This window comes from Nocardioides bizhenqiangii (assembly GCF_034661235.1).
Taxonomy (GTDB): domain Bacteria; phylum Actinomycetota; class Actinomycetes; order Propionibacteriales; family Nocardioidaceae; genus Nocardioides; species Nocardioides bizhenqiangii.
Genome location: NZ_CP141059.1, coordinates 4,408,082 through 4,425,168 on the forward strand (window position 1 = coordinate 4,408,082; position 17,087 = coordinate 4,425,168).

A 17,087-nucleotide genomic window follows, 5' to 3' on the forward strand; every position below is an offset into this window, starting at 1 on the left:
ATGCTCGCGCAATTCAACTCAGTACCAGCCGACCCGCTCCGAGTGAGCCCAGGCGCGCTCGGGTGAGCCGTACCGGGCGGCGATGTAGGCCAGCCCCCACCGGATCTGGGTCTCGGGGTTGGTGCGCCAGTCCGGTCCCACGACGGCCATCTTGGTGCCGGGCAGCGACTGCGGGATGCCGTAGGCGCTGGACGTCGGGTTGTCGGCCAGGTGGTTCCATCCGGACTCGCGGTGCCAGAGCGCGTCGAGGTACTGCCACTGCTGCTCGGCGAACCCGAAGTCGAGCATGAGTCGGTAGCCGAGAGCGCGGTTGGTGCCGGGATCGATGTCGATCGGCGTCGCCGTCGGCGTGGGCGGCGCGGTGTAGTTCCGCGCGATCCGCTCGGCCGCCAACCGCAGCTGCTGGAGGATCACCTCGTCCGGCACCTCGAAGCGGGCGCCTCCCTCGGCGCGCGAGGTCGGCTGGGACCGCTCGGGTCGGTCCGGGCTCACGTCGGTCGAGGTCGGGGCTGCCTCCTCCGGCGCCCCCGACGTGTCCGGCTCGGTGGCGGCGCAGCCAGTGAGGGCCACCGCGAGCAGCGCGGCGGCCGCGGCCGACCTCGATCCCCCCATCGGAGCATTGTGGCCCACGGATGGGTCTCGATACGCGTGGGTCTCGATACGCGCTACCGCGGCTTCGCAAGCTCAGCCGTGGGCGCTATTCGACCTCCTCGCGCGACGTCGCCCGCTCGGTCCTCGCGGTCGACTTGCGCTCGGACCTAGGGTGACCGGGTGCCCTCGCTCGGTCGGCTGACCCTCCTGATCGGGGGCTGCGTCGTTCTCGGCGTCGGGGTCGCCCTGTTGCTCACGGCCGATCTCGGGTCCGACGGCTACTCGACGCTCGTCAACGGGATCGCGCTCTCGACCGGTCTGGCGTTCTGGCTCGCCAACCTGCTCGTCGGCGTGGCCTTCGTCGCCGCCGCTGCGGCGCGGAAGGTCTACCCGGGCATCGGCACCGTCGTGCAGGTCGGGCTCGTGGGCGTGACCGTCTCGGTGGCGATCGACCTGATGACGACCCCCGACGGCTGGCCGGCCCGGATCGCCTTGCTGGTGGCCGCGTTCCCGGTGCTCGCGCTCGGCATCGCGGCGTACCTCGGCAGCCGCACCGGTGCCGGCCCCGCCGAGGCTGCCGGCCTGGCGTGGGACCCGCCGGTGCCGTTCAAGTGGAGCTACAGCGCGGTCCAGGGCGGCGGCGCGCTGGTCGGCTGGCTGCTGGGCGCCACCATCGGCCCCGGCACCATCGCCGTCATCCTCCTGCTGGGACCACTGGTCGACCTCGCCGCGCGGATCCTGCGCGTCGACGTGCACCAGAACCAGCCGGTCGAGAGCTGACCCGGCTCGTTTGAACGCGACGGGTCGGCGTTCAGATGCGACGGGTCGGCGTTCAGATGCGACGGGTCGGCGTTCAGATGCGACGGGTCGGCGTTCAGATGCGACGGGTCGGCGTTCAGATGCGACGGGTCGGCGTTCAGATGCGACGGGTCGGCGTCAGTCGCGGGGCTTGCGAGAGCCCTTGTTGGGCGGGCCGTAGTCGCGCTGGAGCTCGATCAGCTTGCCGCTGATCCGCGTCGTCTTGAGCTTCTCCCACACCGGCCCGGGCAGCTTGGCCGGCAGCTCGACGATGGAGTAGTCGGGCCGGATGGTGATCCGGCCGAAGTCGTTGCGGCCGAGGCCGCCCTCGTTGGCCAGGGCACCGACGATCTGACGCGGCTCGACCCGGTGGCGCTTGCCGACCGCGATCTTGTACGACGCCATCGGCTTGTCGGACGGGCGACGGGGACCGCGGTCGGCGCGGCCCCGGTCAGCACCGTCGCGCGCGCCGCGGTCGTCGTACTCCCGCTTCGGGCGCTCGGGCGCCTCCTCCAGCACCAGCGGGCTGTCGCCGTGGAGCACGATCGCCAGTGCCGCGGCGACGTCGGCCTCGGGGACGTCGTTGTTCTTGACGTAGTGGCCGATCACGTCGCGGAAGAACCCGATCTGCGGCGACTCGAGCGCGGCCGTGATCCGGTCGTCGAACCGCGCCAGCCGGGTGGCGTTGACGTCGCCGACGCTCGGGAGCTGCATCTGGGTGAGCGGCTGCCGGGTGGCCTTCTCGATGTGCTTGAGGAGGTAGCGCTCGCGCGGGGTGACGAACGAGATCGCGTCGCCGCTCCGCCCGGCGCGGCCGGTGCGGCCGATCCGGTGCACGTAGGACTCGGTGTCAGTGGGGATGTCGTAGTTGACGACGTGGGTGATCCGCTCGACGTCGAGGCCGCGGGCGGCGACGTCGGTGGCGACGAGGATGTCGAGCTTGCCGGCCTTGAGCTGGTTGACGGTCCGCTCGCGGACCGCCTGCGGCACGTCGCCGTTGATGGCGGTCGCGCCGAAGCCACGGGCGCGCAGCTTCTCCGCGAGGGTCTCGGTCTCGTTCTTGGTCCGGACGAAGACGATCATCCCCTCGAAGTTCTCGACCTCGAGGATCCGGGTGAGGGCGTCGACCTTCTGCGGGTAGCTGCAGATGAGGTACCGCTGGGCGATGTTGTCGGCGGTGCGGGTCTTCCGCTCGATGGAGATCTCGACCGGGTCGTGGAGGTACTTCTGCGACAGCGTCCGGATCTGCTTCGGCATCGTCGCCGAGAACAGCGCGACCTGCTTGGAGTCCGGGGTGTCGGCCAGGATCGTCTCGACGTCCTCCGCGAAGCCCATGTTGAGCATCTCGTCGGCCTCGTCGAGCACCAGGAACCGCAGTTGAGTGAGGTCGAGGGTGCCCTTGTCGAGGTGGTCCATGATCCGGCCGGGAGTCCCGACCACGATGTGCACACCGCGCCGCAGCGCCGAGAGCTGGACGCCGTACCCCTGGCCGCCGTAGACCGGCAGCACGTGCACGCCCCTGGTGGTGGACGCGTACTTCTCGAACGCCTCGCAGACCTGCAGCGCCAGCTCACGGGTCGGCGCGAGCACCAGGGCCTGCGGTGACTTCTGAGAGAGGTCGAGCCGGTCGAGGATCGGTAGCGCGAACGCCGCCGTCTTGCCGGTGCCGGTCTGGGCGAGGCCGATGACGTCGCGGCCCTCGAGGAGGTGCGGGATGGTCTGCGTCTGGATCGCCGACGGCGACTCGTAGCCCACGTCGGAGAGCGCCTTCAGCACCTTGGTGCCGAGGCCGAGGTCGCCGAAACCCGGGGCGTCGTCGGTGGGGGCGGGGTCAGGTGCTACGTCATTCACCCGACAACGGTAGTCGCGGAGGCAACACCTGGCGCATTCGTCGTCGCGGTGCGCTGGGTCACCTGTGCACCACGGCCGGCGCTCGCCGCGGCTGCGATGTCCGTTTCCCGCGCGCAAGCGAGGGCCGATCCCCGCCAGCGCCGCACGTCTCGGGCCGCCACGCTGGACACATGGACCTGATGCTGAACGACAAGGTGGCAGTGGTGACCGGCGCGTCGCAGGGGATCGGGCTGGCGACGGCCCTGACCCTCCGCGCAGAGGGCGCGGCGGTGGTCGCGGTGTCCCGGAGCCGTTCGCCCCGGCTCGAGGCGGCGCTCGACGACTCGCTCGTCCACGTGCCGGCCGACCTCGCCAGCATCGACGGCCCGGGCCGGGCAGTGGCCGCCGCGGTCGAGCGGTTCGGTCGCCTCGACGTCCTGGTCAACAACGTCGGCGGGCCCCCGCCGGGCGTCACCATGCCGCGGTTCTCCTTCGACCTCCTCGACGACGCGGACTGGGCCGCGATGCTGGACTTCAACCTGCTGAGCGCGGTGCGGGCGGTGCGAGCCGCACTGCCGCACCTGCTCGAGCGGGGCGGCTCGATCGTGAACGTGTCCTCCACGCACGCCCACGTCCCGAGTGCCATCAACGTCGACTACGGCGCCGCCAAGGCCGGCCTCGGCAACCTGACCCAGGCGCTGTCGGAGGAGTACGGCCCGCGCGGAGTCCGCGTCAACACGGTGACCCCAGGACCGGTGCGCACGTGGTGGTGGACCAAGGACGGCGGCGCGGCCGACGTGCTCGCCGCGGCGACCGGCCATGACCGCGACACCGTGCTCGACCAGGCCGCGCCGGACCTGATGAGCCTGACCACCGGCCGGCTGATCGAGCCGCAGGAGGTCGCCGACGTCATCGCACTGCTGGCCTCCCCGCGGTCGGCGAGCACGACCGGCTCCGACTTCGTCGTGGACGCCGGGCTGCGCAAGGCGGTCTGAGCACCTACTCGACGGTGACCGACTTGGCGAGGTTGCGCGGCTTGTCGATGTCGTGTCCCAGTCGCTTCGCCGCGTGGTAGGCGAGCAGCTGCAGCGGGACGGTCAGCAGGATCGGGTCGAGCTCCCGCTCGCTCCGGGGTACGACGATCCGCTCGACTCCCTCGTCGGGGAGGCCCTCGAGCGAGACCTCTTCGTGGGTGACGACGACCAGCGGCCCGCCGCGGGCGGCGATCTCGTGGAGGGCCGCCACGTTGCGCTCGACCAGCTCGTCGTCGGGGACGATCGCGACCGTCGGGACGTCCGGGTTGATCAGCGCGAGCGGCCCGTGCTTGAGCTCGGAGGTCTGGTAGGCCTCGGCGTGGCGGTAGCTGATCTCCTTGAACTTCTGCGCACCCTCGCGGGCGACGGGGAAGCCGCGCACCCGGCCGACGAAGAACAGGCTCTCGGCCTCGGCCAGCCGTTCCGCCACTGCCTCGAGCTGCTCCTCGGTCGCGAGGATCTCCTCGATCTTGCGGGGCAGCGCCTCGAGTCCGGCGATCAGCCGCCGGCCGTCGGCGATCGACAGGTCACGGACCCGGCCGAGCTGGAGCGCGAGCATCGCGAAGCCCAGGAACATGTTGGTGAGCGCCTTGGTCGACGCGACCGCGACCTCTGGCCCCGCGTGCAGGTAGATGCCGCCGTCGACCTCGCGGGCGATCGCCGAGCCGACCACGTTGACCAGGCCGATGACGTAGCCGCCCTTGCGCCGGATCTCCTGCACCGCCAGGAGGGTGTCGATGGTCTCCCCCGACTGGCTGACCGCGACGTAGAGGGTGTCCGGCTCGATGATCGGGTTGCGGTAGCGGAACTCCGACGCAGCCTCGGCATCTGCCGGGACCCGCGCGAGGTCCTCGAGCAGCTCGGCGCCCATCTGGCCGACGTAGTAGGCAGATCCGCACCCGAGCACCTTGACCCGGCGGATCGCCCGCAGTTCGCGGGCGTCGAGGTTGAGCCCGCCGAGGTGACCGGTGGCGAACCGGTCGTCGAGCCGGCCGCGCAGCACCCGCTCGGCGGCAGCCGGCTGCTCGAGGATCTCCTTGTGCATGAACGACTCGTGCTCGCCGGCGTCGTAGGCCGCCGGGTCGACGTCGACGATCGCGGGCCGCCGGTCGGTGGCGGAGAGACCGCTGGCCTCGAGGCGGTACGTCGTGAAGCCGCCCGCGGTGATGGTCGCCATCTCTCCGTCGTCGAGGTGGGCGACCGTTGTCGTGTAGCGCACCAGCGCCGCCAGGTCGGACGCGACGTGCATCTCCTTGTCGCCGACCCCGATGATCAGCGGGCTGCCGTTGCGCGCGACCACGATCCGGTCGGGGAAGTCGACATGGACCACCGCGACGCCGTACGTCCCGTGGATCCGGCCCAGCGCCTCGGCCACCTTGTCCTCGAGGGTGTCGGCGTCCGAGCGCGCGACCAGGTGGGCGATCACCTCGGTGTCGGTGTCGGAGACCAGGTCGACCCCGGCCGCGGCGAGCTCGTCGCGCAGCGCCGCCGCGTTGTCGATGATCCCGTTGTGCACGACGGCGACCAGCTCCTTGCTGTCGGCGTGCGGATGCGCGTTGGTGTCGTTGGCGGGGCCGTGGGTCGCCCAGCGGGTGTGGCCGATGCCGACCTTGCCGCTGAACCGCTTCGGCAGCTGCTCGCCCAGGTCACGCACCCGCCCGGCCCGCTTGGCGAGCCGGATGCCAGAAGGGCCGAGCACGGCCACGCCCGCCGAGTCGTAGCCACGGTGCTCGAGGCGGCCGAGCCCCTCCAAGAGCAGCGGGGCCGCCTGGTGGGTGCCGAGGTATCCGACGATGCCGCACATGGTTCAAGGTTTCCTATCCATAGATGATCCGGCGCAGTTGACGCTCGGACAGGTCGGGCGCCGCGACCAGGCGGTCGGCCAGCTCGTCGCGCAGGAGGGTGAAGATGTCGGCGTTCTTGGCACCGCGGAGCTTGAGCTCGGCGTGCCGACGCCGCACGTAGGCCTCCACCGGCTCGTGGTGGAACGCCAGCACGTCCTCGATCACCCGGGTGGCGTCGGCCGGCACGAGTCCGGTCGTCGCCACGACGTGGCGCACGAGACGGGGATCGACGGGCACGCGTCGATGATCGACCCTTGGGCCACCCAATGCCAAGTTCCTGCCCGAATTCGGGCACAAAGCGCTTGATCGGTACTTCCCGCCGTGGCGGAGCCCCTTGCCGAAACGCGCGCACGTAGGGTGTCCGCATGAAGCGCACCCTCGGTCCGGGCACGCCGTTCCTGTCATGACCGAAGGTGATGCCGGGAAGCCGTCCGCCGCCGGCCGGGTCTGCACGGTGACGACCCTCTGGGACTCCCTCGACAACGTCCGGCAGTTCGTGGCCCGTAACCTCGCGGCCGGGGCGGACCACATGTTCATCTTCCTGGACGCGCCGGCTCCGGACGTCGGGGAGTACCTCGAGGGCCTCGACGCGGTCACGGTCGTCCGCACCGGCAAGCGCTACTGGCGCGGCCACCGGCCGGACGACCTGAACGTCCGCCAGATCGTCAACGCCAACACGGCGAGCTACCTGCTGAGCCCGTTCGACTCCGTGCGGTGGCTCTTCCACATCGACGGGGACGAGGTGCTCGACATCGACCGCGACGAGCTCCTGTCGAGCGACGCACCGGTGGCCCGCCTGTCCGTGCTGGAGTCCGTCAGCCGGGCCCACTGGGACGGCCCCGTCGACAGGTTCAAGCGCACGCCGACCCCCGAGGAGCTGGTCCGGTTGACTCGGCTCGGCGTGATCCCGCGTCCCCACCTCCACGAGTACTTCCACGGCCACATCCGGGGCAAGGTCGGGATGCGGCCGACCCTGGACCTCCGGCTGAGCATCCACAACGTCTTTACCCGAGCCGGCGAGCGGGTCGTGGCACAGCCGTCCCCCGAGTGGCACGTCCTCCACTACGACTGCTGGTCGAGCGAGGAGTTCCTGCGTAAGTGGGCCTCGCCGATGGCGAGCCGGAAGGCGAAGTTCGCCGGCAGACGCGGGCGGCTGCGGGATGCCGTGAACGCCGTCCTCGACACTCCGTCGCTCGCCGACGAGGAACGTGACCGGCGGTTGATGGACATCTACAACACGTACATCGCCGACGACGTCACCGCCCTCGAGGAGGCCGGGCTCCTGGTCGCGCCCCGCTCCGACCTCCACACACCCCGGGGCCTGGGTCCCGACCGGGAGGCCGTGCACCGGCTGCTCGACCACCTCGTGTCGGTCGAACGGCGCTACTTCATGTCCCCGCGCAGGAAGGCACACCCGCGCGAGCTGTTCGAGGAGCTGCTGCGGAGCGGTTCCCTCGACGCCGATCTGCAGTCGCGGCTGGCCGCCACGCTGGCACGACCGCCGGCGACGGTGGCGACGGTGGCGGATTCGGACGGCGCCGAGCGGCGAAATGGAGGGACCGACCGCTCCTGAGGCACCGGTCGGTCGCCAGGTGGGGCGGGCGGCGCTCATCTGCCCGTTAACTGTCGGTCCAAGTGGGGGCTGTGGTATCTTGGTGAACAGACGGTGAACAGGAGGTTGCCCATGTACGACGTGACGATGACTGAACGGGTGTCGAGCGTCCCCCAGCCCGCGCATCTCGAGATGCGCTGGCTCCCGGTGACCGATGCACAAGGCACCACCCGCATGCAGGCTGTCTGGATCGAGGCCGGCGCAGCGATGCCCGTCGCGCCGCACCACGCGGCGTGACGCACGACCGCTAGCAGCAAGCCGGCCTGCCGGTCCCACCCGAGGGATCGCGTCCATCGAGGACGCGGTCCCTCGGCGTTTTTGCGTCGCCCTTGCGTCGACGTGACCCAGGTCACATCATCTTCGACGGAATAGGACCATGGTCCGCTTTGGTTCAGTTGATTGAGAGTTCAACCAACCACGATCACCCGATCCCAGGAGGAACCATGACCGAGACCCTCATCCCCGCACTGACCGACATCGCCGGCGACTACACCATCGACACCTCGCACAGCCGGCTCGGCTTCGTCGCCCGGCACGCGATGGTGACCAAGGTCCGCGGCTCGTTCGAAGAGTGGCAGGGCACCGCCCACATCGACACCGCCAACCCGGCCAACTCGTGGGTCAAGCTGACGATCAACGCCCCCAGCGTCGCCACCGGCAGCGCCGACCGCGACGGCCACCTCAAGTCGGCCGACTTCTTCGACGTCGAGAACTTCCCCGAGCTGACGTTCGCCTCGACCGCCGTCAGCCGCGACGGCGACGAGTGGACCATCGCCGGCGACCTCACCATCAAGGACGTCACCCACCCCGTCACGATCGAGTTCGAGGAGGGCGGCTCCGCCAAGGACCCGTTCGGCAACCTCCGGGTCGGCTTCGAGGGCGAGACCACCGTCAACCGCAAGGACTGGGGCCTCACCTGGAACGCCGCGCTCGAGACCGGCGGCATCCTGGTCTCCGAGAAGATCAAGCTCGAGTTCGACATCTCGGCGATCCGCAACGCCTGATCGACCTGCACGAAAACCGATCGCGGCAGCGCACCCGGGTGGAGCAGACTCCCCCGGGTGTCTGCTATTTCCCTGCCACCGAGCCTCACGACCCGCCCGTTGGTCCCCTCCGACTCGACCGAGGTCCACGCGCTGATCGCAGCCCAGGAGCTCCACGACATCGGCACCGTCGAGATCGAGGAGGAGGACCTGATCGCGGAGTGGCAGCGCCCGTCGTACGACCTCGGCGCCAGCTCGATCGCCGTCCTCGAGGACGACCGGATCGTGGCGTACGCCGAGCTCATGGGCGCCGACCGGTACGACGCCGCGGTCCATCCCGACGTGCGCGGCCGCGGGATCGGCACCTGGCTCGCCTCGTGGGTGCGAGAGCTCGCACGGTCCCGCGGGGCGACCGTGGTGGGCATGCCGGTGCCGGAAGGATCGCCGGGGGACCGGCTGCTGGCCGCCCTGGGCTACCGGATCCGGTGGACCAGCTGGGTGCTGCGGCTGCCTCCCGGCCGCACGATCGAGGAGCGCCCGCTGCCGGACGGTTACGTCCTCCGGGTCGCCACCGCGGCCGACCGCGAACAGGTCTGGCACGTCACCGAGGACGCCTTCCTCGAGTGGTCGGTGCGCGACAAGCAGACGTTCGAGGACTTCGCGGCCGAGGTGTGGCTGCGACCCGGCTTCGAACCGTGGCACCTGCAGGTCGTCGCGGCGCCCGACGGCTCCGTCGTCGGCTCGGTCTTCATCACCGTGAGCGAGATCGACGGCAATCGGGAGACCTACGTGTCCCGGCTCGCCGTCCACAAGGAGCACCGCCACCGCGGGCTGGCACAGGCGCTGCTCGTCGCCGCGTTCGCCGCCGGCCGGGAGCACGGCGCCGCCAGCTCATGCCTCTCCACGGACTCGCGCACCGGGGCGCTGTCGCTGTACGAGAAGGTCGGGATGGTCACCGACTCGGTGTGGGTGAATCGCGCGATCGACCTCTGACCCTTTGCTTGTTATCAGTTCCGAGGAGGAAGGGATGGTCGACCGGCGGACGCGCGCCTAGCGTGGTGGGGCGCCGGATCGCGCCGACAGAGGGGACCAGCCATGGGGGACCGAATCTCGGGCACAGCGGTGCGCGCCGCCGTGCTCGCACTGCTCGCAGGCCTGCTGCTCGCAGCACCACCGACCGGGGTGGCGCGCGCTGCCGATCCGGACCCGCGCTTCGTCACCACCTGGCAAGGGACCGAAGCCGTCCTGCACCTGTACGGCGACGTCGACGTCTCGATCGACTGGGGTGACGGCACGACCAGGACGGTCTCCGGTGTCCGCGACGCCGTTGACGACGGGCCGATCACGCACACCTTCACCGACAGCGCGTCGACTCACCAGGTGGAGGTCACCGGCACCTTCCGGCGGCTCGGCGCGCTGGACTACCGGGACTTCCGGGACCCGCCGGTCGGTCTGCTGTCGGTCGACGAGTGGGGGCCCACCGACACCCGCACCGCCGCTCAGGCTTTCCGGGGCGCGAAGAACCTCGGCGCCGTCGCCGAACCTCCGCCGACGGTCCGCAACATGTTCGGCATGTTCCAGGAATCGGGTTTCAACCAGCCGATCGGCGACTGGGACGTCTCCCAGGTCACCGACATGTCCTACATGTTCAGTGAAACCCCGTTCAACCAGCCGATCGGCGACTGGGACGTCTCCCAGGTCACCGACCTGTCGTGGATGTTCTTCCGTTCCGACTTCAACCAGCCCATCGGCGGATGGGACGTCTCGAACGTCACCAGCCTCTACGCCACCTTCTGGAATTCCCCCTTCAACCAGCCGATCGGGCGCTGGGACGTCTCCAACGTCACCGACATGACGTTCACCTTCGCCGACACTCCGTTCAACCGGGCCCTCCGCGCCTGGGACGTCTCCTCGGTCGAGTCCATGAACAGGACCTTCTACGGAGCGGCCTTCAACCGGCCGATCGGGAGCTGGGACGTCTCCAACGTCACTGACATCGCCGTGATGTTCGCGAACTCCCGCTTCAACCAACCGATCGGCAGCTGGGACGTGTCCTCGGTCGAGTTCATGGTCTTCACCTTCTCCGGCGCACGCAGGTTCAACCAGCCCCTCGGGGACTGGGACGTCTCCAACGTCACCGACATGGACTTCATGTTCAGCGGTGCCCGCTCCTTCAACCAGGACCTGTCCGATTGGTGCGTCACCGACGTTCCTCGCCCCGAGGACTTCGACGAGGGCGCGACCGCCTGGACCGAACCGCGCCCCATCTGGACGACCTGCGCCGGGGTCGACAGCACCCCACCGGTCGTCCGCTTCGCCGACCTCACCGGGACCGGAAAGCTGCGGATGAGGGCGTTCGCGAGGGACAACATCGGCGTGGACGCGGTGCTCGTCTCCGTCCAGGACCAGGCGACCGACCGTTGGCTCCAGGGGAACGGCACCTGGGGCTCCTCCTTCGCCCGGTTGCCCGCGAACGTCGTGAGCCCGGGCGAGGTGCGCACCGGTGCCTGGTTCAGGCGTCTGGTCCCCGCGGGCCGCTACCTGGTCGGCCTCGTCGCGGTCGACACGTCCGGCAACAGGTCGACGGTCCCTCGGCCTTGGCAGGTTGTCGAGGTCACCCCCTGAGCGTCGCCGGCCCGCGCCACTAGGCTCGGGCCATGGGTGAGGTGTTCGCCGGTCGCTACGAGCTGATCGATCCGATCGCCTCCGGCGGCATGGGCACCGTCTGGCGGGTGCGGGACCGGGTCGACGGCCAGGTGAAGGCCGCCAAGATGCTCAACCAGAGCGACGCTGCCATGCTGCTGCGGTTCGTGCGGGAGCAGTCGCTGCGGATCGACCACACCCACATCGTCACGCCGCAGTCGTGGGCCGCGGTCGACGACCGGGTGCTGTTCACGATGCCGCTGGTGGCCGGCGGCTCGGTGTCGCAGCTGCTCCGGAAGTACGGCGCGCTGCCGCCGCGCTGGATCGGCCGCCTCGTCGACCAGACCCTCCAAGCGCTCGAGGCCGTGCACGCCGCGGGGATCGTGCACCGCGACGTGAAGCCCGGCAACCTGCTGGTCGAGCCGACCGGACGTGGCGTGCCGCACCTGCGGCTCACCGACTTCGGGATCGCGGTGCCCACCGACGAGGCGCGGCTGACCCACATCGCGATGGTCATCGGCACTCCCGGCTACATGCCGCCGGAGCAGCAACTCGGGGCCGACCCCGACGCCAGCGCGGACATCTACGCCCTCGGCAGAGTGATCCTCGAGATGCTCACCGCGACCAAGCCGCCGCGAGACCCGGCGGCCGTCGACATCGCCGGCCTGCGAACCGGCGACCCCGCGCGGGACGCCGTGGTGGACCTGATCGAGGCGACTTCGTCCGACGACCCGGCAGCCCGGCCGAGCGCGACCGAGCTCCGCGCGCACCCCTCGCTGCGGCGGCTGCTGGAGCTCCCGCCGGACCCGGCCGACCCCATCGTGATCACCGAGGTCTTCCCGCCGTTGCCGAGCGGCACGGGCGGATCGGGCGACACCCTGCCGCGCGCGACGGCGCCCCACCCGCCCCCCACGACCGGACCGGCCTCGGCGCCGACGATGCCCCCACCGCCGCCACCTCCGCGACGCACGCAGGAGGAGACGGTGCTGCCGTCGCCCGCGGCACCCATCCCCGCCGGCGTGCTCGCTCCCGTGCTGCTCCTGGTCGTCGGCCTGCTCGGGCTCGCCGTCAGCGGCTGGTTGCTGCTCGGCTAGACAGACGACGGGTCAGCCAGACCCCGCCGGCCGCACAGCAGGCGAGGCTGACCACGCCGAGGCCGAGACCGACGCCGCGTCGGAGCCCCCACCAACCCTCGCCGTCCTCGCCCTCGGGCGTGAACGGGTTGCCCGACGCCACTGCCGAGAACTCACCGTCGCCGACGAGGAAGGGCGTCTCCGGCGAGTACCCCTCGGGACCGTCGCCGCCGCCCTGGGCCAGGACGGCGCCCTTGTAGGTCGGAGGAGTGGCGTCGCTCCCGGTGACCTGGAAGGTGAGCTGAATCGGGACGTCGAGCGCCGCCCGCTCCTCAGGCGCCGCCGCGGCGGTCACCGAGACCCAGTGGTCGCCGGGCAGCACGGGATCGACGTCGGAGGAGTAGCGGTTCGTGTAGCGGAGCGGGTAGGTCCCTGCGACAAGGCCGCTGCCCTCGGGGGTGCCGTAGTAGCCGTAGGAGCTGTCGTCGTCGCGAGTCAGGACGAAGGCATCGCGACTCGGCTGGATGATCGCCAGCTTCAGGTAGACGCTCGGGGAGCCGAGCTCTTCGGCCTCGCCCTCGGGGAGACCGGGCAGGTCGGCGCGCGCTACGAGACGGTCACCCCATTCCAGGGGGACCCGCCAGAGCAGCTCGGTGCCCTCCGCGATCGTGGTGTCGAGCGTCACCGGACCGTCATGCGCGTCGACCACGGGCGCCTCGTCGAAGGAAGGGGCTCCTGCGGGGGTCGATGCCGGATCGGTCGGATCGGGCACCTGGTAGTCGAGCTCCTCGCTCTCGGGCGGCTCTTCGGCACTGGACACCGGCGCTTCCTCGACGATCTTGATGGCGACCGGGAGGTCGACACTGTTGTAGCCGGAGTAGCGGGCGAGCCTGAGCTCCACCGTGTCGGCCGAACGGCAGGGAGTGTTGGTGGTGTGGTCCTCCTCGTCGCCCGCGATCACCTGCGCCCCGACCAGCCCGTAAGGGGCAGAAGAGTCGGTGGAAGACTGATCGGTGCCGCAGTCGACGGGTTCGGTGCCCTCGGTCGCCGCGACGGTCGCGGTGAGCTCGAGTCCCTCGCCGTCGGGTCCGGCCGGCGCACCGATCGCGCCGATGTGGACGGTGCTGTCCTCGATCTGCCGCTCGTACGTGAAGAACTGCGCCTGCGACTCCGGACCGAGCGAGACGGTCCACAGACCGGGCTCGAGAGGAGTCGGCTCTCGTGGATCGGTGCTGCTGACCACCGGCTGCCCGCCGAGGTCGACGGGTTCGGCGGCCGGCACCGGCACAGCGGCCGCGAAGGGCGCCCACGTCCCCAAGCCGAGCGCGAGGGCCACGGCAGCGGCGGCTCTCCGGACGACAGACCTCACCCGCGGCAGCCTAGTGGCCGCCGCGGGTGGGTCGACTGCTACTCGTCGTCGGTGGTCTCGTCGGGAGCCGGCCCGTCGGCGAGGATTCCGTAGAGCTTGCGCCGGGCGTCGACGAGGACCTCGACCGCCGCGCGTCGCTGGACGTCGTCCCCCGAGGTGACGATCTGCCAGACGGCGCTCATCACCTGCGGGATCTCGGCCTTGATGTCGGCGTGCTCACCCGGCCACGCGGACTCGGCGGCCTCGAACGGCGCCCATACCGCGGCGAGCTCGTCGCCGTGCTCGGCGCAGTAGGTCGCACCCTCCGGCGTGAGCCGCAGCGAACGTCGACCGCGCTCGTCGTCGGTCTCGACCAGGCCCTCGTCCTCGAGCTGCTGGATGGTCGGGTACACCGAGCCCGGGCTCGGGCGCCAGGCGCCGCCGCTCTTGTCGGTGATCTGCTGGATCACCTGGTAGCCGTTGATCGACTCCTCCCGCTGCTGGGCGGCATGGAGCACGTCGAGGATCGCCGAGCGGACGTCGCCGCGTCGTACCCGAGCGCCGCGCGTCCCCTCCGGTCGACCCATGCCGAGCAGGCCGGCGAGCCACGGCGGCGGGCCGCCCGGCCCTCCGCCGCGGTGATGGGAGCCGCGCTCCCACGGGTTGCCCCACGGACTCGGGCGATGCTGCTGGTAGGGACCGCAGTCCCCCATGGCGGCGGCCCAGAACGGGCCGAAGCTCTTGTTGAAGCGATGCATGATTTCCTCCCTTGTCGCGACCTTCGGAATCATGTCGCGATATATCGCTACTGTATCGGGCGTTGAACGCCCACACAAGCCACGGGCAGACACCAAGAGGACTACGCGGGCTGCCAGGGAACGACCGACGTCCGGTACTCCTTGCAGAGGTGCAGGTGGCTCCCCGCCGCGAGGTCCTTCGCGCCCACGACGGCGTAGTAGCTCCGGCCAGGACGGAGGTTCGTCGGTACCACCCAGTAGCCGTCCCCGTTGCCGGACGGGACGCCCGTACGACGGTCCACGCCGACCTGGAGGTCGCGACCGGGACGGACCAGGTAGAGCTTCACCTTCCGGTTGTTCACGCAGGCCGCGTTCGGCGATGAGACCCTGCCGAGCGCGGCCTCACCCCCCGATGCCGTCAGGCCGAACGACGAGACCGTGCCGTACCGCACGGTGTGCGCCGCTGCCGGGTCCGCCGGCAGCAGCGCCAGGACGGTCGTGCCGAGCGCGATGAGCATCGCCAGTCGCTTCTTCATACGGTTTCCTCTCAGGGTTCGCCCGAGGGTGTCACGCCGAGGCCGCGCTGTCCTCCGGATCAGCGCGCGAGCCAGGCGGAGTACGAGTCGAACGAGTACGGGCGCCCGAGGAAGTCGGCGACCAGGTCGGCGGCGTCCTTGGTGCCGCCGGGGGCGAGCACCGCGTCGCGGTAGCGGGTGGCGACCGCGAGCCGCTCGTCGGAGAACAGGTCGCCGGGGCCATCGGCGTCGAACGCGCTGAACATGTCCTTCGCGATCACGAGCGACCACATGTAGGTGTAGTACGCCGAGCTGTAGCCGCCGAGGTGCCCGAACGACGCGAACATGTGGGTGCCCTCGAGGTAGGGCAGCGCGGCGTACTTGCGCTGGAGGTCGACCATCCGGTCGCTCAGCGGCGCGACCTCCTCGCCGGCGGCCCGGCGGGCCTCGTCAGCGTGGAACCAGTAGGACATCGCGGCGTAGAACATCTGGGTCCGCGCGTAGATGCCCTTGCCGTAGTCGTCGGAGCGCCGCATCGCCTCGACCAGCTCGACCGGGATCGGTTCGCCCGCGTCGTTGGTCGCGAAGCTTCGCAGCACGGCGGGGTCCCATGCCCACTCCTCGAGCATCTGGCTCGGCGCCTCGACGAAGTCCCACTCGGTGGCGACACCGGCGAAGCGGAACCACTCCCCGTGGCCGGCCAGCACGTGGTGCAGCAGGTGCCCGAACTCGTGGAACAGCGTCACGACGTGGTCGTGCTCCATCAGGCCGCGGGAGAAGTTGCAGACCAGCACCCCTTCGGGCAGCTGATCGCCCGCGACGCCGTCGGTCAGCGTGAACTGCGCGGCGTGCTTGTACTTGCCCTCCCGCGGGTGCAGGTCGAGGTAGATCCGCCCGAGCGGCTCGACGTCGTCGCCCCGGAAAACGTCGTACGCCGCGACGTCCTCGTGCCACACCGGGACGTCGGCCCGCTCGTAGCGCAGCCCGAACAGCCGGCCGGTGACGTCGAGCAGACCCTGCCGCACCTTCGGGAAGGCGAAGTAGGCGCGCACCTGCTGGGCGTCGACGTCGAACTGCTCCTGGCGCACTCGCTCCTGGTAGTAGAACGAGTCGTACAGCGGGATCTCGGTGGCGTCGGGGTGGTCGCGACGGTAGCGCTCGAGGAGGGTGTCGAGGTCGGCCCGCATCGGCTCCGCCGCCGCCGCCGCGATCTTCTCGATGAACTCGGGGATGGCCGAGCCGGAGCCGATCATCTTCACGTCCGCGTCGTACGACGGCCAGTCGTCGTAGCCCACCAGTGACGCGAGCTCCTGGCGGAGCGCGAACATCTCCTCGAGCAGCGGCTCCGCGTCCGGCCAGCCGCGCTGCAGGAACGCGATGACGATGTCGCGCCGCACGTCTTGGTCGTGGGCGAACATCCGCACGGGGATCGCGTCGGGATAGTCGGTCGTGACGGTGACCAGCCCGTCGTCGCCGGCGGGGTGGGCGGCCAGCCAGTCGTCCGGCAGGCCGGCGAGCCGGTCGGGCGCGACCTTGATGGAGCGCACGTCGTCACGGGTGAGCTTGCTGAACTCCTGGTCGAGCTCGGTGAGCCGGTCCCGGATCGCGGAGATCCGCGACCGGGTCTCGTCATCGCGGTCGACGCCCGAGCGCCGGAAGTCCTTGCGCACCTTCTCGAGCAACCGGGCCGACGTGGCGTCGAGGCCCTCCTCGGCGAGGCCGGCGAACACCTCGTAGAGGGTGCGGTCGAGGCTCCACTCCGTCGACAGCTTGTCCGCATCCTGCTCCGCGGCGTCGGCGACGTCGCGCACCGCCTGGTCGGGGTGCACGTTGCCGAAGAGCGAGCCGGACGCGGCGACCCCGCCGAGGTGCCCGGCGGCGTGGTCCCAGAGCCGCAGCACCTCAAGCGCCTCGGCCGGCGGATCCGTGCGCAGCCGGTCGACCAGGGTCCGGGCCCGATCGAGCTCCTCGGACGACCGCGAGCGGACCCACTCACCCCAGGTCGCGGCGTCGTCGGTTTCGGGGAGGTTCAGCGGCTCGAGATGCGACATGGATGCAGCGTAAGGAGTCGCCAAGAAA

Annotated in this window: 16 protein-coding genes; 8 read left to right on the forward strand and 8 right to left on the reverse strand. The window is 70.6% G+C overall.

Translation table 11 applies throughout. From position 1 onward, the window contains the following. Window positions 1–18: 18 nt before the first annotated feature. Window positions 19–612, reverse strand: a complete 594-nt coding sequence (locus SHK19_RS21355) for an aggregation-promoting factor C-terminal-like domain-containing protein (protein ID WP_322454378.1) — start codon at window positions 610–612, stop codon at window positions 19–21. 159 nt (window positions 613–771) lie between these two features. On the opposite strand from SHK19_RS21355, the gene SHK19_RS21360 reads away from it, so the two are divergent. After that, window positions 772–1,371: a hypothetical protein gene (locus SHK19_RS21360; protein WP_322454377.1), complete on the forward strand. Its 600-nt coding sequence runs from the start codon at window positions 772–774 to the stop codon at window positions 1,369–1,371. A 156-nt stretch (window positions 1,372–1,527) separates the two neighbouring features. Here the strand turns inward: SHK19_RS21360 and SHK19_RS21365 are convergent, their stop codons facing one another. Further along, window positions 1,528–3,240: a DEAD/DEAH box helicase gene (locus SHK19_RS21365; RefSeq protein WP_322454376.1), complete on the reverse strand. Its 1,713-nt coding sequence runs from the start codon at window positions 3,238–3,240 to the stop codon at window positions 1,528–1,530. A gap of 170 nt (window positions 3,241–3,410) precedes the next feature. On the opposite strand from SHK19_RS21365, the gene SHK19_RS21370 reads away from it, so the two are divergent. After that, window positions 3,411–4,214, forward strand: coding sequence for an SDR family NAD(P)-dependent oxidoreductase (locus tag SHK19_RS21370; protein WP_322454375.1), 804 nt, complete (start codon window positions 3,411–3,413; stop codon window positions 4,212–4,214). A gap of 4 nt (window positions 4,215–4,218) precedes the next feature. Here SHK19_RS21370 and glmS read toward each other — a convergent pair whose 3' ends face one another. Both glmS and SHK19_RS21380 read right to left on the reverse strand, forming a co-directional pair. Beyond that, window positions 4,219–6,057 carry a glutamine--fructose-6-phosphate transaminase (isomerizing) gene (gene glmS, locus SHK19_RS21375; RefSeq protein ID WP_322937409.1) on the reverse strand — a complete coding sequence of 613 codons (1,839 nt, stop codon included), beginning with the start codon at window positions 6,055–6,057 and terminating at the stop codon, window positions 4,219–4,221. A 13-nt stretch (window positions 6,058–6,070) separates the two neighbouring features. After that, complete coding sequence (locus SHK19_RS21380; protein ID WP_322937410.1) at window positions 6,071–6,334, reverse strand: hypothetical protein; 264 nt, start codon at window positions 6,332–6,334, stop codon at window positions 6,071–6,073. Window positions 6,335–6,500: 166 nt separating this feature from the next. Between SHK19_RS21380 and SHK19_RS21385 the strand changes: the two genes are divergently transcribed. From SHK19_RS21385 to SHK19_RS21410, 6 genes are all read left to right on the forward strand, one after another. After that, window positions 6,501–7,670, forward strand: a complete 1,170-nt coding sequence (locus SHK19_RS21385; RefSeq protein WP_322454372.1) for a glycosyltransferase family 2 protein — start codon at window positions 6,501–6,503, stop codon at window positions 7,668–7,670. Between the two features lie 111 nt (window positions 7,671–7,781). Further along, on the forward strand, window positions 7,782–7,946 hold the full coding sequence (locus SHK19_RS21390) for a hypothetical protein (protein ID WP_322454371.1): 165 nt from the start codon (window positions 7,782–7,784) through the stop codon (window positions 7,944–7,946). Window positions 7,947–8,152: 206 nt separating this feature from the next. Then, window positions 8,153–8,713, forward strand: a complete 561-nt coding sequence (locus tag SHK19_RS21395) for a YceI family protein (protein ID WP_322454370.1) — start codon at window positions 8,153–8,155, stop codon at window positions 8,711–8,713. Between the two features lie 57 nt (window positions 8,714–8,770). Beyond that, on the forward strand, window positions 8,771–9,685 hold the full coding sequence (locus SHK19_RS21400) for a GNAT family N-acetyltransferase (protein ID WP_322937411.1): 915 nt from the start codon (window positions 8,771–8,773) through the stop codon (window positions 9,683–9,685). A 102-nt stretch (window positions 9,686–9,787) separates the two neighbouring features. Beyond that, a complete protein-coding gene (locus tag SHK19_RS21405; protein ID WP_322454368.1) occupies window positions 9,788–11,317 on the forward strand; it encodes a BspA family leucine-rich repeat surface protein in 1,530 nt (509 codons plus the stop codon). A 32-nt stretch (window positions 11,318–11,349) separates the two neighbouring features. Then, complete coding sequence (locus tag SHK19_RS21410; RefSeq protein WP_322937412.1) at window positions 11,350–12,429, forward strand: serine/threonine-protein kinase; 1,080 nt, start codon at window positions 11,350–11,352, stop codon at window positions 12,427–12,429. On the opposite strand, the gene SHK19_RS21415 is transcribed toward SHK19_RS21410, so the two are convergent. From SHK19_RS21415 to SHK19_RS21430, 4 genes are all read right to left on the reverse strand, one after another. Beyond that, window positions 12,404–13,777, reverse strand: coding sequence for a hypothetical protein (locus SHK19_RS21415; protein WP_322454366.1), 1,374 nt, complete (start codon window positions 13,775–13,777; stop codon window positions 12,404–12,406). The genes SHK19_RS21410 and SHK19_RS21415 overlap by 26 nt on opposite strands. 38 nt (window positions 13,778–13,815) lie before the next feature. Beyond that, on the reverse strand, window positions 13,816–14,514 hold the full coding sequence (locus tag SHK19_RS21420; RefSeq protein ID WP_322454365.1) for a PadR family transcriptional regulator: 699 nt from the start codon (window positions 14,512–14,514) through the stop codon (window positions 13,816–13,818). A gap of 101 nt (window positions 14,515–14,615) precedes the next feature. Further along, window positions 14,616–15,029 (reverse strand): hypothetical protein, encoded by a 414-nt coding sequence (locus SHK19_RS21425; protein ID WP_322454364.1) that lies wholly within the window; start codon window positions 15,027–15,029, stop codon window positions 14,616–14,618. A gap of 59 nt (window positions 15,030–15,088) precedes the next feature. After that, the gene (locus SHK19_RS21430; protein ID WP_322454363.1) at window positions 15,089–17,059 is read right to left on the reverse strand and encodes a M3 family metallopeptidase; all 1,971 of its coding nucleotides are present in this window, start codon (window positions 17,057–17,059) and stop codon (window positions 15,089–15,091) included. Window positions 17,060–17,087 lie beyond the last annotated feature (28 nt).

Coding starts and splice junctions, on each gene's coding strand:
- SHK19_RS21355 (WP_322454378.1), bottom strand. CDS start 612: ATGGGGGGATCGAGGTCGGCCGCGGCCGCCGCGCTGCTCGCGGTGGCC.
- SHK19_RS21370 (WP_322454375.1), top strand. CDS start 3,411: ATGGACCTGATGCTGAACGACAAGGTGGCAGTGGTGACCGGCGCGTCG.
- glmS (WP_322937409.1), bottom strand. CDS start 6,057: ATGTGCGGCATCGTCGGATACCTCGGCACCCACCAGGCGGCCCCGCTG.
- SHK19_RS21385 (WP_322454372.1), top strand. CDS start 6,501: ATGACCGAAGGTGATGCCGGGAAGCCGTCCGCCGCCGGCCGGGTCTGC.
- SHK19_RS21390 (WP_322454371.1), top strand. CDS start 7,782: ATGTACGACGTGACGATGACTGAACGGGTGTCGAGCGTCCCCCAGCCC.
- SHK19_RS21395 (WP_322454370.1), top strand. CDS start 8,153: ATGACCGAGACCCTCATCCCCGCACTGACCGACATCGCCGGCGACTAC.
- SHK19_RS21405 (WP_322454368.1), top strand. CDS start 9,788: ATGGGGGACCGAATCTCGGGCACAGCGGTGCGCGCCGCCGTGCTCGCA.
- SHK19_RS21410 (WP_322937412.1), top strand. CDS start 11,350: ATGGGTGAGGTGTTCGCCGGTCGCTACGAGCTGATCGATCCGATCGCC.
- SHK19_RS21420 (WP_322454365.1), bottom strand. CDS start 14,514: ATGCATCGCTTCAACAAGAGCTTCGGCCCGTTCTGGGCCGCCGCCATG.
- SHK19_RS21425 (WP_322454364.1), bottom strand. CDS start 15,029: ATGAAGAAGCGACTGGCGATGCTCATCGCGCTCGGCACGACCGTCCTG.
- SHK19_RS21430 (WP_322454363.1), bottom strand. CDS start 17,059: ATGTCGCATCTCGAGCCGCTGAACCTCCCCGAAACCGACGACGCCGCG.